The sequence below is a fragment of the Rhizobium subbaraonis genome (assembly GCF_900220975.1).
Taxonomy (GTDB): domain Bacteria; phylum Pseudomonadota; class Alphaproteobacteria; order Rhizobiales; family Rhizobiaceae; genus Mycoplana; species Mycoplana subbaraonis.
This window is the reverse complement of sequence record NZ_OBQD01000004.1, coordinates 144,872-167,738: the sequence shown is the minus strand read 5'-3', so window position 1 is coordinate 167,738 and position 22,867 is coordinate 144,872. Positions and strand designations below refer to the sequence as shown.

Genomic DNA, 22,867 nt, shown 5'->3' with positions numbered 1-22,867 from the left:
GTCAGACCGACAGATGACCGGGGATGCGCAGATGCCTGCGGCCCACCTCGACAAAAAGCGGGTCGCGCTTGGCCATCCACACGGCGGCGAAGTGGCCGACGACCCAGATGGCGAGTCCGACCAGCCAGAGACGCAGGCCGAGACCCACGGCCCCGGCCAGCGTTCCGTTCAGGATGGCGATGGAGCGCGGAGCGCCGCCGAGCAGGATATGCTCGGTCAGCGCCCTGTGGACCGGGACGGAAAATCCCGGCACCGCGTCGAGTTGTTCGAGGCCGCCCGCCATCAGACGAGCGCCCCGCCGCCGAACGAGAAGAACGACAGGAAGAACGAGCTGGCGGCAAAGGCGATGGACAGGCCGAACACGATCTGGATCAGGCGGCGGAAACCGCCCGACGTATCCCCAAAAGCCAGCGCGAGGCCCGTCGCGATGATGACGATCACGGCGATGATCTTGGCGACCGGCCCCTCGATCGACTGAAGGATGCTCTGAAGCGGAGCCTCCCACGGCATCGACGAGCCGGAAGCATGGGCCGCCGGGGCGAGCATCAGGCTGATGGAAACGGTGGCGGCTGCGGTCGCCATGGTGCGGCAGCCGCGCGAAAGCGTGCGGATCATGAAGAGTCTCCTTTTGGGTTGGTTGCCGAAGTGATGGGATGCGTGATGCGGTAGTCGCCGTCCGGTCCCAGCCCCTCGACGCGGGCGAGTTCGGCCAGCCGGCGCGCGGAACCGCGCCCGGAAAGGACGGCAACAAGGTCGATAGTCTCGGCGATCAGCGCGCGCGGGACGGTGACAACAGCCTCTTGAATGAGCTGTTCGAGGCGGCGCAGCGCACCGATGCCCGTGCCGGCATGGATGGTGCCGATGCCGCCGGGGTGCCCCGTGCCCCATGCTTTCAGAAGGTCGAGAGCTTCGGAGCCGCGCACCTCGCCGATGGGGATGCGGTCGGGGCGCAGGCGCAGCGAGGAGCGCACCAGATCGGAAAGCGTCGCCACGCCGTCCTTGGTCCGCATGGCGACGAGGTTGGGCGCGGCGCATTGCAGTTCGCGCGTGTCCTCGATGATGACGACGCGATCCTGCGTCTTCGCCACCTCCGCGAGCAGCGCATTGGTCAGCGTGGTCTTGCCGGTGCTGGTGCCGCCCGCGACGAGGATGTTTGCGCGGGAGGAAACTGCCGCGCGTAACGTCGCGGCCTGATCGGCGGACATGATGCCCGCCACCACGTAATCGTCGAGCGTGAACACCGCGACGGCGGGCTTGCGGATGGCGAAGGCGGGTGCGGCGACGACCGGCGGCAACAAGCCTTCAAACCGCTCGCCGGTTTCGGGTAGTTCCGCCGACACGCGCGGGGATCGGGCGTGGACCTCCGCGCCGACATGGTGCGCGACCAACCGGACGATACGCTCGCCATCGGCGGCGGACAGCATCTCGCCGGTATCGGCCAAACCTTCGGACAGCCGGTCGATCCAGATGCGACCGTCCGGGTTCAGCATCACCTCGATGACGGCGGGGTCTTCGAGAAACCGGGCGATGGACGCGCCGAGCGCCGTGCGCAGCATCCGCGCGCCACGCGCTATCGCCTCCGGTTTCTGATGATGTGCAGTCATGTCGGCCCCGATTTCTCGCGGGGCGCGACAGACGGTCCCCGCATCGGGTCGATTAAGAAAGCCCGAAATTGGGCTGCTTCAACAACTATCTAAGCGAAAGCGGTGATCGGCGGCCATCGGCGGCAAATAGGATGGGTTGAAAATCTAAGCGTGGTCGTCATCAGCCTCGGGCTCACCTTCCGTTAGTGCCTGACTCAGAAGATATTCAGGCATAGCAATATCTTGCGGTTCGGCGGGTAAGCATGCGTATCGAGGCGATGGTCGCCCATGCCGTTGATGAAGCAACGGTCGTTTCCCAGTCCTTGGCGAGCCGACGGCATCGGCCGAGCCATGCGAAAGTCCGTTCGACGACCCATCGGCGGGGGAGGACCTGGAAGCCTTTGGCCTTGTCGGAGCGTTTGATGATCTCGATCGTCCAGCCTCCCGATCCGGCCAGCGCATCCCTGAGCTTGTCACCGGCATAACCTCCATCGGCGAAAACATGGCGCAGCCAGGGGAAGCGACGGCGCACGGCCTTGAGGACATCGATGGCGCCGTCACGATCCTGGATATCGGCGGTATGCACGAGGATGAAGATCAGAAATCCGCAGGTGTCCGTCAGGATGTGCCGCTTCCTGCCTTTGATCTTCTTGCCCGCGTCATAACCGCAAGGACCGCCGCTTTCTGTGGTTTTCACCGATTGGCTGTCGATGACACCGGCACTGGGTGAGGCTTCGCGCCCCTCGATCTCGCGCAGGTTCATCACGAGCACCGTGTTCATCCCGTCAAGAAGGCCCGCGTTGCGCCAGGCGTAGAAATACCGCTGAACCGTCGAGACGGGCGGAAAGCACTTCGGCAGCAGCCTCCAGGCACAGCCGCTAGCGGCGATGTAAAGCAAGGCGTTCAGGACTTCACGCATGTCGGTGGTCCGCCGCCGCCCGCCCCACTTGGCTGGAGGAATGAAAGGTGCCGTCAACTGCCATTCCTTGTCCGTCATATCACTGGAATAGCGCAGTCCTTTGCGGCTATGCTCCTGCCGGGCAATACCAGTCCATGCCATCGATCACTCCATCTCTTCGCAAGGACGGCGTGAATCATAAATGCCTGGTATTGCTCAACAACTTTCGGGGCGGGCTCTTAGACTGTCATGAAGCGAATCCATGTCGCGCGACAACTCTTTCAGGAACCTATCGCCGGTCGCTAGCCTGCGGCCGAGATTCTGCATGAAGCCCTCGAACCGCTCGTTGCCCTTGATCCGTGCGGACTGTTTGGCGCTATCCGGCAATGGCGGGGTCATCGTCAGCCAGAAGTGAACGAACAAGGAGAGGGTCTCGCCGAGCACGGCGAGATCTTCGTCCAGCGTGCCGATCTGCCGGCCGATCTTGTCGAGGCGGCGCGACATGGCCGCTTCCAGCCGATCCGATGTGTCGCCCGACAGGAAGGATGCGACCGCCGCCTCGACGATAGCGGACTTCGAGACCTGCCGGCGCAGCGATAGCGCCTCGACCTGTTTGAGCAGTTCCGGGTCGAAATAGACATTCATGCGGGTGCGGGCTGTCATGGGCGGCCTCTCAAAGCTCTATGCCGTCATCGGGGTTCATCGACGCTTGCCGGGCGATCATTCGCATCCGCGAGCGCAGCGCGCGGGCCTTGGCCGCGTCCACGTCCGGCTCGTCGTCCAGAATGTCGAACTCCTGGGCGGGCATTGGTGGCGGCGGGATGATCTCCTCATGCTCGGGCAATTCCGGCTCGCGGCGGATGCCGGCATTGTCGGGATCGCCCTCGGCGTCACGGGCAGCGGTCGAAGCTGGCCTGTCCGCCGAGACGATGACGCGGCTCGTCCAGTCGTCCGTTGCCGGCTTCGCCGCTGGTGCGGATGGCAACTCGGGCGGCGGCAGGATGCGCTCCTGCAATCGCACGTCCTCGAAATAGCGGGCCTTCTTCGCCCGGATCGGTGGCGTTCCCGCGACCATCACGATTTCGTCGGCGGGCGGGAGTTGCATGATCTCGCCGGGAGTCATTAGCGGCCGCGCCGTCTCCTGCCGCGATACCATCAGATGCCCGAGCCAGGGCGCGAGGCGATGGCCGGCATAGTTGGTGGAGTCGCGCATCTCGGTTGCTGTGCCGAGCGAGTCCGACACGCGCTTGGCGGTGCGCTCGTCGTTCGTGGCGAAGGCGACGCGCACATGGCAGTTGTCGAGAATGCTGTTGTTCGGCCCATAGGCGCGCTCGATCTGGTTGAGCGATTGGGCGATCAGGAAGGACTTGAGGCCGTAGCCAGCCATGAAGGCCAATGCCGATTCAAAGAAATCGAGCCTGCCCAATGCCGGAAACTCGTCCAGCATCATGAGCAGGCGATGCCGCTTGCCGGATAGCGTCAGCTCCTCGGTCAGCCTGCGGCCGATCTGGTTGAGGATCAGGCGGATCAGCGGTTTCGTCCGGTTGATGTCGGACGGCGGAACGACGAAATAGAGCGTCACCGGCTTCCGGCTGCCGACCAGATCGGCAATGCGCCAGTCGCAGCGGTCCGTGACGCGCGCCACGACCGGATCGCGGTAGAGGCCGAGGAACGACATGGCGGTGGACAGCACGCCCGATCGTTCGTTCTCGCTCTTGTTCAGCAGTTCGCGCGCCGACGAGGCGATGACAGGATGAACGCCGGCTTCGCCCAAATGCGTCGTGTCCATCATCGCGCGCAAGGTCGCTTCGACCGGACGGCGGGGATCGGACAAGAAGTTGGCGACGCCCGACAGGGTCTTGTCCTGCTCGGCATAGAGAACGTGCAGGATCGCGCCGACAAGCAGGCTGTGACTGGTCTTTTCCCAATGGTTACGCTTGTCGAGGCTGCCTTCGGGATCGACCAGAATATCCGCGATATTCTGCACGTCGCGGACTTCCCATTCGCCCTGCCGCACCTCCAGCAACGGGTTATAGGCGGATGATCTGGTATTGGTCGGATCGAACAGCAGGACGCGCCCGTGCTTCGCGCGGAAGCCGGCTGTCAGGGTCCAGTTCTCGCCCTTGATGTCGTGAACGATGCAGCTTCCCGGCCAGGTCAGCAGCGTAGGCACCACGAGGCCGACGCCCTTGCCGCTGCGGGTCGGTGCAAAGCAAAGGACATGCTCGGGACCGTCATGGCGCAGATAGTCGTGGGTATAACGGCCGAGCAGGACGCCATCGGGGCCGAGCAAGCCGGCCGCACGGATTTCCCTATCTTCCGCCCATCGAGCCGAACCGTAGGTGGCGACATTGCGGGCCTCCCGCGCCCGGATGATCGACATGAGGATGGCGGCGGCAATGGCGAGGATACCGCCGGACGTGGCGATGGCCGCGCCCTCCATGAAGATCGTGGGCGCATAGGCGTCAAAGGAGAACCACCACCAGAAGAAGGCGGGCGGATGGTAGAACGGCCAACCGGCCAGATCGAACCAGGGGCTTCCGAGTTGGGGCTGGAAGCCGAGCCGGAACGCCACCCATTGCGTCGCCGCCCAGGTCATCACCAGAACAATGATGAAGACGACGGCAATCTGCCCCCAGAGTATTCGGCCTCCACGCATACAGGCTCCAATCGGCAAGAGAGACGGAGCCGATCAGAGAATAGGTGTTTCCGCGAGAGGCAACAGCAAAGGTTCGGACGTAGGGCTACGGGATACGATCGGCGGCAAATAGGACGGGTGAGAGCGGCACTATTTCAGCACTGTGCGTCCCGATCTATCGCGAATCGGATTTTGGATGCGAGCGGCCCATTTTCGTCGCCAGGGCGAGAAGGTTCGACAGCAGGGGATCGCGATTTCGCGGCGACCAGACCGCCGAGAACGGGATGGTTTCAGGCTCGTCAAGGATCGGCAGAAAAACGACATTTGCCATAGCGGCAGCGGTGCTTTCCTTGACGAAAAGCGAAATGCCATGCCCTGCGGCAATCATCGACATCAGCGTGCTGCGCTCGACATCAACGCGCTGGATTGCTGGTGTCAGCCGTTTTCCTGCCGAACGGGCAACGATCAGATCATGCACCTGCGGGCCGGTGCCATTATGGCGAACGAGGAAGGTTTCCTCTGCGAGCTGCCGCCATTCGAGATTCTGCTGCGCAGCCAATGCGTGTCGTGCTGGCAGCGCCACCATCAGGCGGTCATGCCAGATCACGCGACAATTGAGGTCGGGGATTTCGTAGTTTCCGGCCATGAAAGCGGCATCCAGTTGGCCTTCGCGAACCATGAGCTGGGTGTCGCGTGCCGTGCCTTCGGTAATACTGGGGCGGACACCCGGATGCTCGGTCTGGAAGCTTTCCAACAGGCGGTTAAGGAAACAGCCCGGCGTGATGGCATGAACGCCGATCCGAATCTCGCCATCCTCGCCCCGTGACTGCATTCCGGCCGTCTGAATTGCCCTGTCCAGAATGCCCATGGCATCATGAACCTGATCGACGAAGCGGCGTCCGGCTTCGGTAAGGCGGACGCCGCGCGTATTGCGGTCGAAGAGGGTGATGCCCAGGTCTTCCTCCAGCGCTTTGATCCGTGTGCTGACGCTCGACTGACTGGTGCCGAGCGCCAGAGCGGCGCGATGGAAGCTGAGATATTCCGCGACAGCGAGCGTCTGGACCAGAGCGATCATCGGGATGCGACCGCCGGGAATCGCGATCACCCCTTCTGCACCATGACTATTGCCCCGCCTCCTGCGCATTCCGTTGCCCTACGGAATCAGCAAGAGGCTTCCGGTTGTGCGGCCAGCCTCCAGATCCGATTGGGCTTGCGCCGCATCGCTCAATGGATACTCGCGGCCAATTTCTGCGGAGACGCCCTTCTGCATCACGTCGAGCAAGGCTTCGGCCGCCTGGTGATAGGACGGTAGATCGGCGGCATATGCCATCACACTCGGCCGGGCGAGCGATAGCGAACGGATGGGGCCGATTTCCTCGACAGCGAGCAACGGAATAGGCCCGGCCGCCTGACCAATGCTTGCGACCGTGCCGAAGCGCCGGGTGCAGGCCAAGCTTTTGAGCAGCGTATCACCGCCGATGCCGTCGATAGTATAGTCCACGCCGATGCCGTGGGTAAGCGATCCGACCTCCGATACCAGATCGGCATCACGTCCGACGATAACGTGATCCGCACCATAGCCTCGCGCGATGTCGGCCTTTGTGGCCGATCCCGCCGTGCCGATAACGGTCGCTCCGAGGTGCTTCCCCCAACGCACGAGAATCGAACCCAGGCCGCCCGCGGCCCCGTGGATTAGCGAGGTCGTTCCCGGTTTAACCGCGTAGGTGCGCGTCAACAGCATATGGGCCGTCAGCCCTTTGAGCATCGACGCGGCCGCGCTGCGAAACTCAATTCCATCCGGTAGCTTGATGAGCCGCGAAACCGGCAAAGACCGCGCCGTTGTATAGGCACCGGCCGGCGCACCCGCATAGGCTACACGATCCCCGATAGAAAAGCCGGAAACGTCATCGCCAAGGGCTTCGACTACACCGGCACCCTCAACACCGAGAATGGCAGGTAGAGAGAGCGGGTAAAGACCAGTCCGGTGATAGATGTCGATAAAATTTACCCCAATAGCGAGGTGGCGGACGCGAACCATGCCGGAGACAGGTTGCTCCGATGGAAGCTGCGCGACTTCAAGGTTCTCAACGCCACCGATGCCGATCATGCGCACGATAGTCTTCTGTTCGGAGGGGTTCATGCGTTGACGCCCTTCATGCCTTCGGCGGTGTAGCGCTCTCCGGAAACAGGCAGGCTGGACAATGCCTTTTCAAGAATGGAGCGTGCTGTCTCGCTGAGAGTGACGGCGGTGGCGGCGACGTTTTCTTCGAGATACTTGACCCGCTTGGTGCCGGGGATCGGCACGATGTCGTCGCCCTTGGCCAGCAGCCATGCCAACGCCACCTGCGCCGGGGTGCAGCCTTGTTCGGCTGCAATGCCGCGCACGAGTTCGACCAGCGCACCGTTGGTCTCGGCATTCTCCGATGCAAAACGCGGCAAGCTGGCCCGGAAATCGCCGTCTTCGAACTGCGATCCGGCCTGAAATCGGCCGGTGAGAAACCCGCGCCCAAGCGGAGAATAGGCGACGAAACCAATGCCCAATTCGCGGCAGGTCGGCAGGATCTCGGTTTCCACGTCGCGCGTCCAGAGCGAGTATTCTGTCTGCACGGCCGTTACAGGATGAACGACATGGGCACGGCGCAACGTCTCGGCGCTGACCTCGCAAAGCCCGATATGGCCAATCTTGCCCTCGCGTTTCAGCGCGGCCAAACCCTCCATCGTCTCCTCGATTGGACGTTCGCGATTGATGCGGTGAACATAGTAGAGATCAATTCGCTCGACACCGAGCCGTTTGAGCGAGGCTTCGCAGGCGCGGCGCATATAATCTGTGCTGTTGTCGATGGTGCGTGTGTATTCGCCGGGTTTGCGAACGATGCCGAACTTGGTGGCAATCTTCACATCCGCGTGGCTGTCGGCAAGGAAACGGCCGATCAGCTCCTCATTGTGGTGCGGGCCATAGGTGTCGGCGGTATCGAGGAAGTTGACGCCCAGATCGACGGCACGACGCAGGACCGTCAAAGATTCCGCGTCGTCGCGTGGACCGTAGAACTCACTCATTCCCATGCAGCCCAGACCGATGGCGGATACCGAAAGATCAGGCCCGAGCATTCTTTGTTGCATTGCTTTGCTCCTTGTTTGTGCAGGCTAAAGATGGTTTTCTTTTTTGATGGGAAAAGCCGCCAATAGTCGTAATCAGATTTCCGAAATCGGAAAGCATGACGCAAACCGCCTGCGATGGGACGATGCGCGCGTATTCCTCGCCATTGCGCGCAACGGATCGCTGAGCGGTGCGGCGGCACACCTCGGGGTCGGTCTCGCCACCGTCTCGCGCCAGATCGAACGGTTGGAAGTCGCTCTCAACCTGACGCTCTTCAGCCGTCACCAGAATGGCTACCGGCTGACCGATGATGGCGCGGCGTTGCTGGAGCGTGCCGAGGCGCTGGAGCAGGCGGCTGACGCTTTCGCCGAAGGATCGGCCGTGCAGGCTGAAATCGCAGGGCGCGTCCGTCTGGCTACGGCCGAGACGCTGGCAAACCATGTCATCATCCCGGCCATGCCGAAGCTGACCGACCAGTATCCCGACCTCACGCTTGAAATTGTCACCGATGTTCAGACGGTCAATTTGCATCGGCGTGATGCCGATCTCGCTGTTCGATTGATCAAGCCCCAACGGGGCAATGTCACGATCCGGCGCCTCGGCACGCTTGGTTTCGGCCTCTATGCTTCGCGGACCTATGCCGGGCAGAGAGATGAAGCGGCGAGGCTTGAGACCGACCGCTTCATTACATGGTGCGAGACCTATGCCCATCTTCCCGCCGCACAATGGATCGAGCGTGCTCTACGTGGGCATCCGCCGGTTGTGGCGACCACCACCCTCTCGGCGCAGCTATCGGCGGCAATCGCAGGTGTCGGCCTGGCCGTGTTGCCGCATTTCCTTGGGCGGCAGAACGATCTCGTTTGCCTGCAAGCCGACATCGGCATCGACCAAGAGATATGGCTCGCCGTCCATTCCGATCTGGCGCAGTCGCGCCGGGTTCGCGTGGTCAGCGAGTTTCTTGTCGAGCTGGTGCGAGAAAGCCGAGTGGCGCTCGAAACGCCTGCGCAATAAGCGTGGCTCAGGTTGCTGTCATGCGAGCGGAATGCGGTAAACGGCACCGTTCCCCCAATCCGCCGAATAGAGATTGCCCATCGGGGATACAGTAAGTCCAACAGGACTGGATAGGCCGTCAGCGAGGAGAACGGTCCGGCCGTCATCAAAGACTTCGTGTATGGATGTCCCCCCGTAATCGACGACGAAGACGCGCCCCTCCGGCGTTTGTGCGATGCCCGGACCGGGCGTGCGAAGGGCTTCGCCGGTTTCGATGCGTCTGCCATCTCCGCGCAGGATCGTGATACCGCCACCGATATTCGACACAATGAATCCACCATCTGGCCTATGAACGGCACCGACGGGGGTGCGCAGACCTGAGACGGCGACACTTCGGTTCCAGTCTTTGTCGAACGCCAGGATTTCGTTTGTTCGCCGATTGGCGACGAGAAGACTGATCTGCCCCCAGCGAGTGGGCCGGTTGGTTTGTTAGTGGATTAAGCCCATCGCCGCCATATCCGGACGGAGGTGGAGCGAAGCGGAACCGGAGGCCGGATATAGCGGTGTCGCCGTTTCCGGGGCCGGTGGTCGGTATCCAAGGCTGCTGTGCGGGCGGACGGTGTTGTAATGCCGCCGCCAGGCTTCGATCAGCACCCTGGCCTCGGCGAGGCTGTAGAAAATCTCGCCGTTGAGCAGTTCGTCGCGAAGCGACCCGTTGAAGCTTTCGTTATAGCCATTCTCCCATGGTGATCCCGGCGCGATGTAGAGCGTCTTCACGCCGATTTGCCCCAACCATTTCTGGACAGCGGTCGCGATAAATTCGCTGCCGTTGTCCGACCGTATATGCGCTGGCGGGCCACGCGAGATGAACAGGTCAGCCAGAGCCGCCAGAACATCCTCATGCTTGAGTTGCCGTGCAACGATGAGCGCTAAGCACTCCCTGCTGGCCTCGTCGATGATGGTCAGGATGCGGAACTTGCGGCCATCATGCGTGCGACCCTCGACGAAGTCGTAGGCCCACACATGCCCCGGATACTCAGGCCGCAGGCGGATGCATGATCCGTCGTTGAGCCACAGACGCCCGCGCTTTGGCTGGCGCTGCGGCACTTTGAGCCCTTCGCGCCGCCATATCCGCTCGACCCGTTTATGGTTCACCGTCCATCCCGCATGGCACAGCAACGCCGTCACCCGGCGATAGCCGTAACGACCATATTGCTTCGCCAAAGCGATAATGTCCTCCGTCAGCGCCTGTTCGTCATCCGCCCCGCGCGGCACTTTACGCTGTGTCGATCGATGCTGCCCCAGAACCCGGCATATCCGTCGCTCGGATACCCGGACGGGCAGATCCCGTCGTATATGATCGATGCAGCGCCGCCGCCGCGCGGGGCTCAGAAGTTTCCCCGTGCCGCCTCCTGCAATATCAGCTTGTCCAGCGTCAGGTCGGAGATCGCGCGGCGCAGCCGCTGGTTCTCCTTCTCCAGATCCTTCATCCGCCGCGCCTGATCGGTCTTCAGACCGCCATATTCCTTGCGCCAGCTAATGGGATGGACGGCTCTCCCACCCCGGAGCATCGTTGTGCAACCGGCAGTCGAAGGAGAGGAATGATGACCATCGATGTACTTGGTATTGATCTGGCGAAGAATGTCTTCCAGCTGCATGGCGTTGATCGCAAGGGCAATGCGATTTTCAAACGGCGGGTCATGCGCGACCAACTACTTTCGGTGCTGGCCGGGATTGAGCCCTGCACCGTCGCGATCGAAGCCTGCACAGGAGCATTTTGCTGGGCCCGCCAATTTGAAGAGTTGGGCCACAACGTGAAGATCGTGAGTCCTCAATATGTGAAGCCATTTGTCAAATTATGGTCACCTCGCCATAAGCGGACTAATCACGAGGTCTCCATAATGCGGAGGAACGCGGCCTGATCGGCGGATTTTCGCCGTTTTCGGATGGGCTTGCTTTGCATTATTTGGTGCCGAACCTCTGCGGGTCAATTGACCAACAGAGGACCCGCCAATGCTCGATAACCATCACGAACTTATTTCCGCACTCAATTCCTCGCTTCTCAGTCAGGGATACAGCCCGGTCGTGGTGAGGAATTACTGCACCTACGCATCTGGATTTCTCGATTATCTGGTACTGCGGGGCGTCCCGGTCGCAGACGTGATCGACGTGCAGGTAGAGCAATACCTGCGGCACGCGATCGTAAAGTTCGAAAAGGAGCGTGGTCGACGTCCCAGCGCACGCTGGTACAAGGTTCCGCGTTCCGGGATTCATGCGTTGTTGCGACTTGCTCACGGTCAATGGCCGCCAGCAATCGAGCCTATCTGCGCGGCCGATGTGGCCCGATTTGCAGTTTGCGACGAATACGAAATCTGGCTGCGTGAGGAACGCGGGTTGGCTCGCTCCAGCGTCGCAGCGCTGATGTGGGAAGCCCGGAACTTTCTTGCCTGGCAGATCGATTGCGGAAGCGGCGGCTTGGCGGGTCTGAGCATCGTTGACATAGACCGTTACATGGATCTGCGCGCGCCGAAACTGACGCGCGGCTCGCTGAAGTCTGTCGCGGAGCGGCTTCGCTCGCTGCTGCGATATCTCCACATCATGGGTTGCGTCACAACGGACCTATCAGGGCATGTGATTGCATCGTAAACTTAACCGTTGCGAGGCGAGCTGGGATGCAGGGTATCTGCGGCAGGTTATAGTCGAGCGATTTTTGCCCATTGGTCCATTGCAGCGGCGTGCAATTCGCGATGATGGCCGGAGGAGATGTCGTGACGGGGAATATGAAAGAGGTTTGCAATCGGATCGTGGATAGAGACGAAGCGCTGCAAATGTCGGGTCGATTTGAACCGCTTCATGATCCGCTCTCGTCGTCGGATCGGTTGATGGGAATTTTCCGCCCGATTGTTCAGGCCTTTGTGGGAACGATGCTCCACACCCGGCATGATCTCTCGCCTTGCCGCGTCATAGGATCGAAGCTTGTCGGTGATCATTACCCGTGGCGCCCGGCCCTGGCCCCTCAACAGCTTGCGCATCAGGCGCGTTGCCGCCTTGGCGTTGCGGCGACTTTGCACCAGAACATCGAGAACGAAACCATCCTGATTGACGGCGCGCCACAGCCAATGCTTTTTGCCACGGATCGAAATGACGACCTCGTCGAGATACCATTTGTCGCCGAACCGGCCGGACACCCGTCCGCGGATGTCGTTGGCGAAGGCGCGACCGAACTTCTCCGCCCATAGTCGGACCGTCTGATGTGAAACGATGATGCCACGGGCCGCCAGCATGTCCTCGACCATTCGCAAGCTCAGTGGGAAGCGGAAATAGAGCCACACAGCGTGGGCAATGATTTCGGCTGGAAAGCGATGGCGTCGGTAGAGGGGATCACGGTCTGTCATGCCCCAGCATCGCCCAACAAGCTCCAAATTCCGTTAAGTTTACGATGCCGTCGAAGGAGCTTCTGGAGGCCAAGAGCGAGATCCGTTGACCGCGGTCGCAGTTGCGGAGAACCGAGGAGGAGCAGGATCTACCAAAATACGATCACCGGGCTTTGGTTCTCGACCGAGTGATGCTTGCACCTCGCCCGGCGGATGCTCTTGATGGTCTCTTAAACCGTTGTTGTTTGCGGTCCGGATTTCTGTCTCATCTCGTGATAGCTTGTCGGCGACGGGGTTTCATCTCGCCGGAGATACTCGCTCTACGCCCTCTTTTTCCTTAACATCGTGGCGGAAGATCCTCACGATCTGCCGGCCGATATCCTCCGGGCTCATGCCGCCCTGGCGGTACCAGCTGCTGACATTGTTGAGCAATGTCAGCAGCAGCAGACGGTAGACGCCGCGGTCGAGCGCCGGGTCGAGCGGCAACCCCGGGATCAGCTCACGGAATATCGCTTCGAAGGCATCGCGCTTCGCCACCAGCCGCTCGCGTATTTCCGGCGGCGCGGAAGCGAAATCATTCATCAACGGCATGGTCAGAGAGTGCGGATCGAGCTGGATTTCCAGCATCGTGACGCAAGCCGCCTCGAGACGCTCCCACGGATCTGTCTTGCCCGCCATGGCCGTCGCTATCCGGTCCCCGGCCACCTGCAGCGCCATGTCGTGGATGCGAACGAACAAGGCTTCCTTGGACTTGATGTAGTGATAGAGCGAACCGCCCAGCAGGCCGACCTTCTCGCCGATATCGCGCACGGAGGTCGCCGCATAGCCCCTTTCGGCGAACAAGCCGGCGGCGGCCTCGAGGATTTCACAATGCCGCTCGCTCAACTCGCCGCCGGCCATTGCGGCGGCAAGACTGTCACGCAGGGTAGAGACCCCACCTCCCGCGTCCTTCATTCTGGTTCTCGCTTCCCGTTTCACTTGTAGGCCGGCCGCGCGAAGCGCCGACCGACATCGTTTCACAAGCCTTACCTCACCGGCATCATGCCGGTAAAGATTCAGCTTGCCAAATGTAACAATCGTTTGATACAGGATTGACAGCGTCAAGAGGAGGAGACCGGGTGAGCGACAATCTGCGCGAATCGATGGATTTCGACATCGTCATCGTCGGTGCCGGACCCGCCGGGCTTGCCGCCGCGATCCGCCTCAAACAGCTCGCCGATGAAAAGGGCGCGGATCTCTCCGTGGTCGTCGTGGAGAAGGGCTCCGAGGTCGGCGCGCATATCCTCTCTGGCGCGGTCATCGATCCCTCCGGCCTCGACCGGCTTCTGCCCGAATGGCGAAAGGATCCGGAACGCCCGCTGAAGACCGAGGTTTCCGACGACCGTTTCTATTTTCTCGGGCCGGCCGGCCATATCCGCCTTCCGAATGCCTTCATGCCGCCGCTGATGAGCAATCATGGCAATTTCATCGGCTCGCTCGGCAATGTCGCCCGCTATCTGGCGGCGCATGCGGAAGCCCTTGGCGTGGAGATCTATCCGGGCTTCGCCGCGACCGAAGTGCTCTACGACGAAAACGGCGCGGTCGCCGGCATCGCCACCGGCGACATGGGCATCGATCGCGACGGCAAGGCCAAGGACGACCATACGCCGGGCATGGAATTGCGGGCGAAATACACCCTCTTCGCCGAGGGCGCGCGCGGCAGCCTGACCAAGCAGCTTCTGGCCCGCTTCGATCTGATGGAGGGCCGCTCGCCGCAGAAATTCGGCATCGGCATCAAGGAACTCTGGCAGATCGACCCGCAGAAGTTCCGCCCCGGCCTCGTCCAGCATTCCTTCGGCTGGCCGCTCGACCTGAAGACGGGCGGCGGCTCCTTCCTCTATCACTTCGAAGACAATCTCGTGACCGTCGGCTTCGTGCTGCATCTCGATTACAAGAACCCCACGCTCTCTCCCTTCGAGGAATTCCAGCGTTTCAAGACCCACCCCCTGATCCGCGAAACCTTCGAGGGCGGCAAACGCATCGCCTATGGCGCCCGCGCCCTGACCGAGGGCGGCTGGCAGTCGGTGCCCAGGCTCGCCTTTCCGGGCGGCGCGCTGGTCGGCTGCGCTGCCGGCTTCATGAACGTGCCGCGCATCAAGGGCAGCCACAACGCCATCCATTCCGGCATCCAGGCGGCGGAGGCGGCCTTCGCCGCGCTGAAATTCGGCCGTGCTGCCGATGCGCTGGACGACTACGAAAACGGCTGGCGCGCCTCCGTCATCGGCCGCGACCTGAAGCCGGTGCGCAACGTCAAGCCGCTCTGGTCCCGCTTCGGCACGGCCCTCGGCGTCGCGCTGGGCGGCATCGACATGTGGCTGCAGACGCTGACCGGCCTCTCGCCCTTCGGCACGCTCAGGCACAGGAAGGCCGATTTCGAAAGCCTGAAACCGATCTCGGAGGTCACCCCGATCCGTTATCCCAAGCCGGACGGCGTCCTGACCTTCGACCGGCTGTCCTCCGTGTTCCTGTCGAACACGAACCACGTCGAGGATCAGCCGGTTCATTTGCGGCTCGCCGATCCGTCGATCCCGATCGGCCGCAACCTGCCGCTCTATGGCGAGCCCGCCCGGCTCTACTGTCCGGCCGGCGTCTACGAGGTGGTCCACGACGACGCGGAAAACCACGCCGAACCGCGCTTCGTCATCAACGCGCAGAACTGCGTTCACTGCAAGACCTGCGACATCAAGGATCCCGCGCAGAACATTACCTGGGTCCCGCCCGAAGGCGGCGGCGGACCGAACTATCCGAACATGTGACGCCCCCGTCATGAAAAGGAAGATCTGAATGAGCACGGCCTATATCGTCGATTACCTCAGAAGCCCGTTCACACCCGCCTATCGCGGCGCCCTCGCCGGCACCCGGCCGGACGACCTCGTCGCCGGCGTCATCAAGGCGCTTGTCGACCGGTCCGGCGTCGATCCGGCGGAAATCGAGGATGTGAACCTCGGCTGCGCCTTCCCCGAGGGCGAGCAGGGCCTGAACATCGCCCGCTGCGCGGCGCTGATCGCCGGCCTGCCGCAATCGGTCGGCGGCTCCACCGTCAACCGCTGGTGCGGCTCTTCCATGCAGGCGATCCAGATGGCCGCCGGCGCGATTGCCATGGGCGCCGGCGACGTCTTCGTGGCGGGCGGGGTCGAGAACATGAGCCGCGTGCCGATGATGGGCTTCAACCCCATGCCCAATCCCGGCTGGAGCGACGTGCAGCGCCTCGCCTTCCTCAACATGGGCCTGACGGCGGAAAACCTCGCCGACCGCTATTCGCTCTCGCGCGAGGAGCAGGACGCCTATTCGCTGGAAAGCCAGAAGAAGGCGCTCGCCGCCCGCGCCGACGGCAGGCTTGCGGCCGAGATCGCGCCGGTCGGCGACGTGACCGCCGATGGCTGCCCGCGCGAGACCGACGCGGCGAAGCTCGCCGGCCTCAAGACCGCCTTCAAGGCCGGTGGCTCGGTCACCGCCGGCAATTCCTCGCCGTTGACCGACGGTGCCTCGGCGACGCTGATTTGCTCCGAGGCCTTCGTCAACAGGCACGGCCTCAAGCCGCTCGCCCGGATCGCCGGCTACGCGGTCGCGGGTTGCGCGCCCGAGATCATGGGCATCGGCCCGGTCGAGGCGACTCGCAAGGCGCTTTCTCGCGCCGGTATCAGGAACACGGATCTCGACGTCATCGAGATGAACGAGGCCTTCGCTTCGCAGGTTCTCGCCTGCTGCCGCGACCTCGACATCGATCCCAAAAGCCTCAACCGCGACGGCGGCGCGATCGCGCTCGGCCATCCGCTCGGCGCCACCGGCGCCCGCCTCGTCGGCAAGGCATCCACCCTGCTGAAACGTGATGGTGGCCGCTACGGCCTCGCCACCCAATGCATCGGCGGCGGTCAAGGCATCGCCATGGTCGTGGAGGCCGCGTGAGATGACGAAGATCACCAAGGCCGGCGTCATCGGCGCCGGTGTCATGGGTTCCGGCATCGCCGCCCATCTCGCCAATGCCGGCATCGAGGTCGTGCTGCTCGACATCGAAAAGAAATTCGCCGACGGCGGCGTCGCCCGCCAGCTGAAGGCGAACGGCTTCATGGACAAGAGCTTTGCCGGCCGCATCACCACCGGATCGACCGGCGACGATATGGGCCTGCTCGCCGACGCCGACTGGATCGTCGAGGCCGTCGCCGAACGGCTGGAGATCAAGCAGGCCCTCTACAAGGCGATCGACGCGGTGCGCAAACCCGGTTCGATCGTCTCCTCCAACACCTCGACCATCCCGCTCGCCGCGTTGACGGACGGCCTGCCGGAAAGCTTCGCCGCCGATTTCCTCATCACCCACTTCTTCAATCCGCCGCGCATCATGCGGCTTCTGGAACTTGTCTCCGGCCCGAAGACCCGGCCGGACGTGACCGCGAAAATCCATGACTTCGCCGATCGCGGCCTCGGCAAGACGGTCGTCGTCTGCAAGGACACGCCCGGCTTCATCGGCAACCGCATCGGCAATTACTGGATGGTCGTCGCCCAGAACGAGGCGATCGCCATGGGCCTCGACGTCGAGGAAGCCGATGCCATCATCGGCAAGCCTTTCGGCATTCCCTCGACCGGAATCTTCGGCCTGCTCGATCTCGTCGGCATCGACCTGATGCCGACCATCCTGCGCAGCCTGCAGAACGCCCTGCCGAAGACCGACGCGATCCACGACTATGACGCCGAGCCGGCGCTGATCGCGAAAATGATCGCGGAAAACCGTCTCGGCCGAAAGAGCGGCGCCGGTTTCGTCCGTCTTTCGGCCGACCGCAAGACCCGCGACATCACCGACCTTAAGACCGGCGACTACCGGCCGATGAAGAAGGTCGCCTCCGAAAGCCTGGATGCCGCGAAGGGCGATGCGCGCGCCTTGATGGAACATCCCGGCCCCGGCGGATGCTACGCCTCCGTCGTCATGGAAAAATCGCTGGCCTATGCCGCCGCCCTCGTTCCGGAAATCGCCGATCGCCCCGACGCGGTGGATGACGCCATGCGCACCGGCTATGGCTGGAAGCAGGGACCGTTCGAACTGATCGACCGCCTCGGCGCCGGCTGGCTGGTGGACCGGCTCGAGGCGCGCGGTCTCACTGTTCCCGCCTATCTGGCGCTCGCCGCCGCAAAGGGCGGATTCTACAGCGTCGTCGATGGCAGGCGGAGCTGCCTGTTGCCCGATGGCGCCGTTCGCCCGGTCATGCGCGGCGAGGGCGTCATCACCATCGCCGACGTGAAGCTTTCGAGCAAGCCGGTGGTCGACTATGGCTGCGCCGCGCTCTGGGATCTCGGCGACGGTGTCGCCTGCCTCGAGTTCCGCACCAAGATGAACACCTTCTCCGAAGCCCTGCTCGACGCGATCGATGCGGCGCTCGGTGAGGTCGGCAGGAGCTTCAAGGCACTGGTGATCGGTTCGGATTCGCCCGTCTACAGCGCCGGCGCGGATCTCCGGGTCTTCCTCGAAACCGTCGAGACCGGCGGTTCCGAAGCACTCGGCAAGTTCATCGACAAGGGGCACCGGACCTTCATGGCTGTCAAATACGCGCCCTTCCCGGTCGTCGGCGCTCCCTCCGGGCTCGCCTTCGGCGGCGGCTGCGAGATCCTGCTCCATTGCGACGCGATCCAGGCCCATGCCGAACTCTCGATCGGCCTCGTCGAAACCCGCATCGGCGTCGTGCCGGGCTGGGGCGGCTGCAAGGAAATGCTGGTCCGCCAATATGGGCTCGCCGGCGGCACCAAGGGACCGGTCGCGCCCGCGATCGCCACCTTCAACCTCATCGCCCCGGCTCAGGTCTCCGGCAGCGCCTTCGAGGCCCGCGGCCTCGGCTTCCTCAGGGCGACCGATGGTGTCACGATGAACCGTGACCGCCTTCTGGCCGACGCCAAAGAGAAAGCCCTGTCGCTGGTGGACGGCTACGTCGCGCCGGAACCGCCGCAATTACCGCTGTCCGGTCCGTCCGGCGCCTCGGCAATGCGCAACATCGTCGAGAGCGAAGCGCTCGCGGGCCGCGCCACCGCCCACGACAAGGTCGTCGGCGCGGCGCTGATCGATGTCTTGAGCGGCGGACCGAACGCCGACCCGTTGAAGCCGACGACCGAGGACGAGATCATCGCCCTCGAACGCCGGGCCTTCATTGCCCTCTTCGAGACGCCGGAAACCGTGGACCGGGTGAAGCACATGCTCACCACCGGCAAACCGCTGCGCAACTGATCGCCAAGGAAGAACAACGACATGGCATCCTACAATCCCCCGATCGACGACATCGCCTTCCTGCTGAACGACGTGCTGGATTTCGACGGCCAGATGCAGACGCTGCCGGGCTACGAGGAAGTGAGCGCCGAACTCGCCGTCTCTGTGCTCGAGGAAGGCGGCAAGTTTTGCGCCGGCGTGCTGGAACCCTTGAACCGCCCGGCCGACGAAGAAGGCTGCAAGCTCGAAAACGGCCTCGTCTCCACCCCGAAGGGCATCGCAGACGCCTACAAGGCCTTTGTCGAGGCCGGTTGGGCCGGGCTGTCCGGCGCGCCGGAATTCGGCGGCCAGGGCCTGCCGCGCGCAACCCAGATCCTGCTCGACGAGATGCTGTCTTCCGCCAATCTCTCCTTCGGCCTTTTCCCGGGCCTGACGCGCGGCGCCGTCGAGGCGATCGAGCATCACGCCAGCGACGAGTTGAAGGCGAAATACCTGCCGAAGATGATTTCCGGCGAATGGACCGGGGCCATGGCGCTGACGGAATCTTCCGCCGGCACCGATCTCGGTCTGCTCACGGCCCGCGCCGAGCCCGTCGGCGACGGCTCCTACAAGATCAAGGGCACCAAGATCTTCATCTCTTCCGGCGACCAGGATTTCGGCGGCAACATCATCCATCTGGTGCTCGCCCGCCTGCCCGACGCACCGAAGGGCGTTAAGGGCATTAGCCTGTTCCTCTCGCCGAAATTCCTCGTCGAAGACGACGGTTCCCTCGGCGCCCGCAACGGCATGTCGGTCGGCTCGCTCGAGCACAAGATGGGCATCCATGCCCAACCGACCTGCGTCATGAACTATGACGGCGCTATCGGCTGGCTCGTCGGCGAACCGGGCCGCGGCCTGAATGCGATGTTCACGATGATGAATGCGGAACGCCTGTTCGTCGGCATTCAGGGTCTCGGCATCGCCGAAGCCGCCAATCAGAAGGCCGCCAGCTACGCCCGCGAACGCCTGCAGGGTCGTTCGCTCGACGGCAGCCGCGGACCCGTCCCGATCATCGAGCATCCCGACGTACGCAAGATGCTGCTGACCGGCCGTTCCTTCATCGACGCCGCCCGGGCGCTGGCGATCTGGACCGCCATGCAGATGGATATCGCCGCCCGCCATCCCGATCCCGCCGAACGCCGGCGCGCCGACGGTTTCGTCGCCCTGCTAACGCCGGTGGTCAAGGCAGCCTTCACCGATTTCGGCTTCGAGACCGCGGTGATTTCGCAACAGGTCTTCGGCGGCCACGGCTATATCCGCGAATGGGGCATGGAGCAGTTCGTGCGCGATGCCCGCATCACCCAGATCTACGAGGGCACCAACGGCGTCCAGGCCATGGATCTCGTCGGCCGCAAGCTGCCGATGGAAGGCGGGGAACTCGCCGGACGTTTCTTCGATCTGGTCAAGCAGGATCTGCAGGCGGCGTCACTCGTTCCCGCCACAGAGCGGATCGTCGCCGCCACCGCCTCGGCGCTCGACCGCCTCGAACGCACGACCGAGTTGCTGCTCGCCGGCAGCGGCGATCCGGCCGTGGCCGGCTCGGCCGCAACCGACTATCTTCGCCTCTTCGCGCTCACCGCCTTCGGCTGGATGTGGGCGAAGATGGCCGCCAGCGCCGCGGCGGCCGATACGCCGCCGAAGGTCCGCAAATGCGCCGTCGCCGATTTCTTCGCCGATCGCATGCTGCCGCAGACCCTCGGCCTCGAAACCGCGATCGCCAACGGAGCGACCTCGATCATTGCCCTGAACCAAGACCTTTTCTGATCCGTATACTCCAAGGGAGGAAGTAGCATGCTCGGAATGATGATGAACTCGCCGCTGCTGGTGTCGACCATCCTGCGCCACGCGGCGACCTATCACGGCACGACCGAAATCGTGTCGAAGACGGTCGAAGGACCGATCCACCGCTATACCTACGCCGATCTGTCGAAGCGCAGCCAGAAGCTCGCCAACGCGCTGAAGCGGCTCGGCCTCGAATTCGGCGACCGCGTCGGCACACTCGCCTGGAACGGCTACCGCTATCTGGAACTCTACTACGGCGTCTCCGGTTCGGGCCTCGTCTGCCACACGATCAATCCGCGGCTCTTCCGCGAGCAGATCGGCTACATCATCGAGCATGCGGGCGACAGCGTGATCTTCGCCGATCTCACCTTCCTGCCGATCCTGGAGGCACTCGCCGACCGGCTCTCCGGCATGAAGGCGATCGTGATGATGACCGACGAGGCGCACATGCCGAAGTCGGAAGCCCTGCCGAACCTTGCCTGCTACGAGACCCTGATCGCCGGTGAGTCCGACGAATACGACTGGCCGGTATTCGACGAGAACACCGCCTCCGGCCTGTGCTACACCTCCGGCACGACCGGGGACCCGAAGGGCGTTCTCTACAGCCATCGCTCCAGCGTGCTCCACGCAATGTCGAGTTCGATGCCGGATGTGCTCGGCCTGTCGGCCAACGACGTGCTCTCGCCGATCGTGCCGATGTTCCATGTCAATGCCTGGGGCGTCCCCTTCTCCGGCCCGATGGCCGGCGCCAAGCTCGTCATGCCCGGTCCGAACCTCGACGGCGCCAGCCTGCATGCCCTGTTCGAAGCCGAAGGCGTCACCTGCACCGCCGGCGTTCCGACCGTCTGGCTCGGCCTGCTCGACTGGATGGACGCCCACGGCCAGCGCTTCACCAGCCTGAAGCGGGTGGCGATCGGCGGCTCGGCCTCACCGCCGATCATGATCAGCCGCTTCCACAACATGGGCGTCAAGGTCCGCCATGCCTGGGGTATGACCGAGACCAGCCCGATCGGCCTCGCCGCCTGCCTGATGCCGAAGCATCAGTCGCTCACGCCCGAACAGAGGCTGATGCTCGAGGCCAAGCAGGGCCGCCCGGTCTACGGCATGGAGTTCCGCGTCGACGGCGCCGACGGCAAGCCGATCACCCGAGACGGCAAGGCCTTCGGTGCGATGATGGTGCGCGGTCCGTGGGTCGCCGCCGGCTACTACAACACTTCGGAAAGTGCCGCACACGAAGTTCCCGGCTGGTTCAACACCGGCGACGTCGTCACCATGGACGAGGACGGCTTCGTCCAGATCGTCGACCGCACCAAGGACGTCGTCAAATCCGGCGGCGAATGGATCAGTTCGATCGAACTGGAGAACATCGCTCAGGCCCATCCGGCGGTGAAGGAGGCGGCGGTCGTCGCCAAGCCCGATGCGCGCTGGGGCGAGCGCCCGGTCCTCGTCGTCGTCCTGAAGCCCGGCGAGAGCTTCGGCCGCCACGAGATGGTCGAGCACTATACCGGCAGGATCTCCAAATGGAGCATCCCCGACGACGTGATCATCGTCGACGAACTGCCGCACACGGCGACCGGCAAGCTCCTGAAAACCGCGATCCGCGATATCGTGCTCAAGGAATATGCCAGCGTCACCCCCGACGACAGCATCATCGGCTAGGCGCGCCATGACGAACGATGTTCAGAGCCTTTACCTCGAGGACATTGCGGTCGGCCAGACCTTCGAAAGCGCTCCGCATGTCCTGACGGTCGAGGAAATCAAGGATTTCGCGGGCCGCTACGACCCGCAATTCTTCCATCTCGACGACGAGGCGGCGCGGGAGAGCCTGTTCGGCGGCCTCGCCGCCAGCGGCTGGCACACCGCCGCGACGACGATGCGCCTGCTGGTCGAAAGTGTGCCCTTCTTCGGCGGGCTGATCGGCGCCGGCGGCGAGATCTCCTGGCCACGCGCGACGCGACCGGGAGACGCCATCCGTCTGCGCAGCGAGGTCACAGCGGTCACGCCATCCCGCTCGCGCCCTGAGCGCGGCATGGTCAACATGCGTTGCGAGACGGTCAATCAGCACGACGAGGTGGTGCAGGTCTTCACGCCGAAGATCGTCGCATGGCGGCGAACCCTGCTTTGACGGACTCCACCAAAATCTGGAAGACAGCTCAGCGTCTCAGGTCAGTCTCTATACGCGGCTGCCCGCTTCGTGCATGATCTCGGTCTTTGCACAGACCTTGAAGCTGCAATCAACCACC

General features: G+C 63.3%; 21 protein-coding genes and 2 pseudogenes. 9 read left to right on the top strand and 14 right to left on the bottom strand.

The genetic code is table 11. From position 1 onward, the window contains the following. Window position 1 precedes the first annotated feature (1 nt). From CRO48_RS07370 to CRO48_RS07330, 10 genes and pseudogenes are all read right to left on the bottom strand, one after another. Complete coding sequence (locus tag CRO48_RS07370; RefSeq protein WP_025292295.1) at window positions 2–283, bottom strand: VirB3 family type IV secretion system protein; 282 nt, start codon at window positions 281–283, stop codon at window positions 2–4. Next, a complete protein-coding gene (locus tag CRO48_RS07365) occupies window positions 283–615 on the bottom strand; it encodes a TrbC/VirB2 family protein (RefSeq protein ID WP_025292296.1) in 333 nt (110 codons plus the stop codon). Before CRO48_RS07365 ends, CRO48_RS07370 begins: the two co-directional genes overlap by 1 nt. Beyond that, window positions 612–1,604, bottom strand: a complete 993-nt coding sequence (gene trbB / locus CRO48_RS07360) for a P-type conjugative transfer ATPase TrbB (protein WP_025292297.1) — start codon at window positions 1,602–1,604, stop codon at window positions 612–614. The genes CRO48_RS07365 and trbB overlap by 4 nt, the downstream gene beginning before the upstream one ends. Window positions 1,605–1,809: 205 nt before the next feature. Beyond that, the gene (locus CRO48_RS07355) at window positions 1,810–2,643 is read right to left on the bottom strand and encodes an IS5 family transposase (protein ID WP_097137744.1); all 834 of its coding nucleotides are present in this window, start codon (window positions 2,641–2,643) and stop codon (window positions 1,810–1,812) included. A 54-nt stretch (window positions 2,644–2,697) separates the two neighbouring features. Then, the gene (locus CRO48_RS07350; RefSeq protein ID WP_097137742.1) at window positions 2,698–3,144 is read right to left on the bottom strand and encodes a ribbon-helix-helix domain-containing protein; all 447 of its coding nucleotides are present in this window, start codon (window positions 3,142–3,144) and stop codon (window positions 2,698–2,700) included. A gap of 10 nt (window positions 3,145–3,154) precedes the next feature. Continuing rightward, window positions 3,155–5,140 (bottom strand): conjugal transfer protein TraG, encoded by a 1,986-nt coding sequence (locus tag CRO48_RS07345; protein ID WP_025292299.1) that lies wholly within the window; start codon window positions 5,138–5,140, stop codon window positions 3,155–3,157. Between the two features lie 154 nt (window positions 5,141–5,294). Next, window positions 5,295–5,987, bottom strand: coding sequence for a LysR family substrate-binding domain-containing protein (locus CRO48_RS07340; RefSeq protein ID WP_245423462.1), 693 nt, complete (start codon window positions 5,985–5,987; stop codon window positions 5,295–5,297). A gap of 39 nt (window positions 5,988–6,026) precedes the next feature. After that, window positions 6,027–6,194 (bottom strand): annotated as a pseudogene (locus tag CRO48_RS32845) (helix-turn-helix domain-containing protein); the annotation flags it as partial. Between the two features lie 78 nt (window positions 6,195–6,272). Further along, window positions 6,273–7,259 carry a quinone oxidoreductase family protein gene (locus CRO48_RS07335; RefSeq protein ID WP_097137740.1) on the bottom strand — a complete coding sequence of 329 codons (987 nt, stop codon included), beginning with the start codon at window positions 7,257–7,259 and terminating at the stop codon, window positions 6,273–6,275. Beyond that, window positions 7,256–8,239 carry an aldo/keto reductase gene (locus CRO48_RS07330; protein ID WP_025292302.1) on the bottom strand — a complete coding sequence of 328 codons (984 nt, stop codon included), beginning with the start codon at window positions 8,237–8,239 and terminating at the stop codon, window positions 7,256–7,258. Before CRO48_RS07330 ends, CRO48_RS07335 begins: the two co-directional genes overlap by 4 nt. A gap of 46 nt (window positions 8,240–8,285) precedes the next feature. Between CRO48_RS07330 and CRO48_RS07325 the strand changes: the two genes are divergently transcribed. Then, window positions 8,286–9,227: a LysR family transcriptional regulator gene (locus CRO48_RS07325; protein ID WP_025292303.1), complete on the top strand. Its 942-nt coding sequence runs from the start codon at window positions 8,286–8,288 to the stop codon at window positions 9,225–9,227. An 18-nt stretch (window positions 9,228–9,245) separates the two neighbouring features. On the opposite strand, the gene CRO48_RS31740 is transcribed toward CRO48_RS07325, so the two are convergent. Both CRO48_RS31740 and CRO48_RS07320 read right to left on the bottom strand, forming a co-directional pair. Further along, window positions 9,246–9,533, bottom strand: coding sequence for an NHL repeat-containing protein (locus CRO48_RS31740; RefSeq protein WP_141402019.1), 288 nt, complete (start codon window positions 9,531–9,533; stop codon window positions 9,246–9,248). Window positions 9,534–9,695: 162 nt separating this feature from the next. Continuing rightward, window positions 9,696–10,741, bottom strand: a pseudogene (locus CRO48_RS07320) (IS3 family transposase); the annotation flags it as partial. A 69-nt stretch (window positions 10,742–10,810) separates the two neighbouring features. Here CRO48_RS07320 and CRO48_RS07315 point away from each other — a divergent pair. Both CRO48_RS07315 and CRO48_RS07310 read left to right on the top strand, forming a co-directional pair. Further along, window positions 10,811–11,128, top strand: a complete 318-nt coding sequence (locus CRO48_RS07315) for a transposase (RefSeq protein WP_183754373.1) — start codon at window positions 10,811–10,813, stop codon at window positions 11,126–11,128. A 91-nt stretch (window positions 11,129–11,219) separates the two neighbouring features. Further along, window positions 11,220–11,852, top strand: coding sequence for a hypothetical protein (locus tag CRO48_RS07310; RefSeq protein ID WP_025292306.1), 633 nt, complete (start codon window positions 11,220–11,222; stop codon window positions 11,850–11,852). A 47-nt stretch (window positions 11,853–11,899) separates the two neighbouring features. On the opposite strand, the gene CRO48_RS07305 is transcribed toward CRO48_RS07310, so the two are convergent. Then, window positions 11,900–12,601: an IS6 family transposase gene (locus CRO48_RS07305; protein ID WP_025292307.1), complete on the bottom strand. Its 702-nt coding sequence runs from the start codon at window positions 12,599–12,601 to the stop codon at window positions 11,900–11,902. 276 nt (window positions 12,602–12,877) lie between these two features. Then, complete coding sequence (locus CRO48_RS07300) at window positions 12,878–13,684, bottom strand: TetR/AcrR family transcriptional regulator (RefSeq protein ID WP_245423454.1); 807 nt, start codon at window positions 13,682–13,684, stop codon at window positions 12,878–12,880. A gap of 38 nt (window positions 13,685–13,722) precedes the next feature. On the opposite strand from CRO48_RS07300, the gene CRO48_RS07295 reads away from it, so the two are divergent. Genes CRO48_RS07295 through CRO48_RS07270 form a run of 6 tightly spaced genes read left to right on the top strand, consistent with a single transcriptional unit; the run spans window position 13,723 to window position 22,749 of the window. Then, window positions 13,723–15,375, top strand: coding sequence for an electron transfer flavoprotein-ubiquinone oxidoreductase (locus CRO48_RS07295; RefSeq protein WP_047100005.1), 1,653 nt, complete (start codon window positions 13,723–13,725; stop codon window positions 15,373–15,375). Between the two features lie 28 nt (window positions 15,376–15,403). Next, window positions 15,404–16,525, top strand: coding sequence for a thiolase family protein (locus CRO48_RS07290; protein ID WP_025292310.1), 1,122 nt, complete (start codon window positions 15,404–15,406; stop codon window positions 16,523–16,525). Window position 16,526: 1 nt separating this feature from the next. Further along, window positions 16,527–18,824 carry a 3-hydroxyacyl-CoA dehydrogenase/enoyl-CoA hydratase family protein gene (locus CRO48_RS07285; protein ID WP_097137736.1) on the top strand — a complete coding sequence of 766 codons (2,298 nt, stop codon included), beginning with the start codon at window positions 16,527–16,529 and terminating at the stop codon, window positions 18,822–18,824. A 21-nt stretch (window positions 18,825–18,845) separates the two neighbouring features. Next, window positions 18,846–20,606: an acyl-CoA dehydrogenase C-terminal domain-containing protein gene (locus CRO48_RS07280; RefSeq protein ID WP_025292312.1), complete on the top strand. Its 1,761-nt coding sequence runs from the start codon at window positions 18,846–18,848 to the stop codon at window positions 20,604–20,606. Between the two features lie 27 nt (window positions 20,607–20,633). Further along, window positions 20,634–22,283 carry a long-chain-fatty-acid--CoA ligase gene (locus tag CRO48_RS07275; protein WP_097137734.1) on the top strand — a complete coding sequence of 550 codons (1,650 nt, stop codon included), beginning with the start codon at window positions 20,634–20,636 and terminating at the stop codon, window positions 22,281–22,283. 7 nt (window positions 22,284–22,290) lie between these two features. Beyond that, a complete protein-coding gene (locus CRO48_RS07270) occupies window positions 22,291–22,749 on the top strand; it encodes a MaoC family dehydratase (protein WP_025292314.1) in 459 nt (152 codons plus the stop codon). The last annotated feature ends 118 nt before the right edge of the window (window positions 22,750–22,867 follow it).

What these genes read in the sequence shown, in the direction of transcription:
- CRO48_RS07370 (WP_025292295.1), bottom strand. Translation starts at nt 283, where the DNA reads ATGGCGGGCGGCCTCGAACAACTCGACGCGGTGCCGGGATTTTCCGTC.
- CRO48_RS07365 (WP_025292296.1), bottom strand. Translation starts at nt 615, where the DNA reads ATGATCCGCACGCTTTCGCGCGGCTGCCGCACCATGGCGACCGCAGCC.
- trbB (WP_025292297.1), bottom strand. Translation starts at nt 1,604, where the DNA reads ATGACTGCACATCATCAGAAACCGGAGGCGATAGCGCGTGGCGCGCGG.
- CRO48_RS07355 (WP_097137744.1), bottom strand. Translation starts at nt 2,643, where the DNA reads ATGGCATGGACTGGTATTGCCCGGCAGGAGCATAGCCGCAAAGGACTG.
- CRO48_RS07350 (WP_097137742.1), bottom strand. Translation starts at nt 3,144, where the DNA reads ATGACAGCCCGCACCCGCATGAATGTCTATTTCGACCCGGAACTGCTC.
- CRO48_RS07345 (WP_025292299.1), bottom strand. Translation starts at nt 5,140, where the DNA reads ATGCGTGGAGGCCGAATACTCTGGGGGCAGATTGCCGTCGTCTTCATC.
- CRO48_RS07340 (WP_245423462.1), bottom strand. Translation starts at nt 5,987, where the DNA reads ATGGGCATTCTGGACAGGGCAATTCAGACGGCCGGAATGCAGTCACGG.
- CRO48_RS07335 (WP_097137740.1), bottom strand. Translation starts at nt 7,259, where the DNA reads ATGAACCCCTCCGAACAGAAGACTATCGTGCGCATGATCGGCATCGGT.
- CRO48_RS07330 (WP_025292302.1), bottom strand. Translation starts at nt 8,239, where the DNA reads ATGCAACAAAGAATGCTCGGGCCTGATCTTTCGGTATCCGCCATCGGT.
- CRO48_RS07325 (WP_025292303.1), top strand. Translation starts at nt 8,286, where the DNA reads ATGGGAAAAGCCGCCAATAGTCGTAATCAGATTTCCGAAATCGGAAAG.
- CRO48_RS07315 (WP_183754373.1), top strand. Translation starts at nt 10,811, where the DNA reads ATGACCATCGATGTACTTGGTATTGATCTGGCGAAGAATGTCTTCCAG.
- CRO48_RS07310 (WP_025292306.1), top strand. Translation starts at nt 11,220, where the DNA reads ATGCTCGATAACCATCACGAACTTATTTCCGCACTCAATTCCTCGCTT.
- CRO48_RS07305 (WP_025292307.1), bottom strand. Translation starts at nt 12,601, where the DNA reads ATGACAGACCGTGATCCCCTCTACCGACGCCATCGCTTTCCAGCCGAA.
- CRO48_RS07295 (WP_047100005.1), top strand. Translation starts at nt 13,723, where the DNA reads ATGGATTTCGACATCGTCATCGTCGGTGCCGGACCCGCCGGGCTTGCC.
- CRO48_RS07290 (WP_025292310.1), top strand. Translation starts at nt 15,404, where the DNA reads ATGAGCACGGCCTATATCGTCGATTACCTCAGAAGCCCGTTCACACCC.
- CRO48_RS07285 (WP_097137736.1), top strand. Translation starts at nt 16,527, where the DNA reads ATGACGAAGATCACCAAGGCCGGCGTCATCGGCGCCGGTGTCATGGGT.
- CRO48_RS07280 (WP_025292312.1), top strand. Translation starts at nt 18,846, where the DNA reads ATGGCATCCTACAATCCCCCGATCGACGACATCGCCTTCCTGCTGAAC.
- CRO48_RS07275 (WP_097137734.1), top strand. Translation starts at nt 20,634, where the DNA reads ATGCTCGGAATGATGATGAACTCGCCGCTGCTGGTGTCGACCATCCTG.
- CRO48_RS07270 (WP_025292314.1), top strand. Translation starts at nt 22,291, where the DNA reads ATGACGAACGATGTTCAGAGCCTTTACCTCGAGGACATTGCGGTCGGC.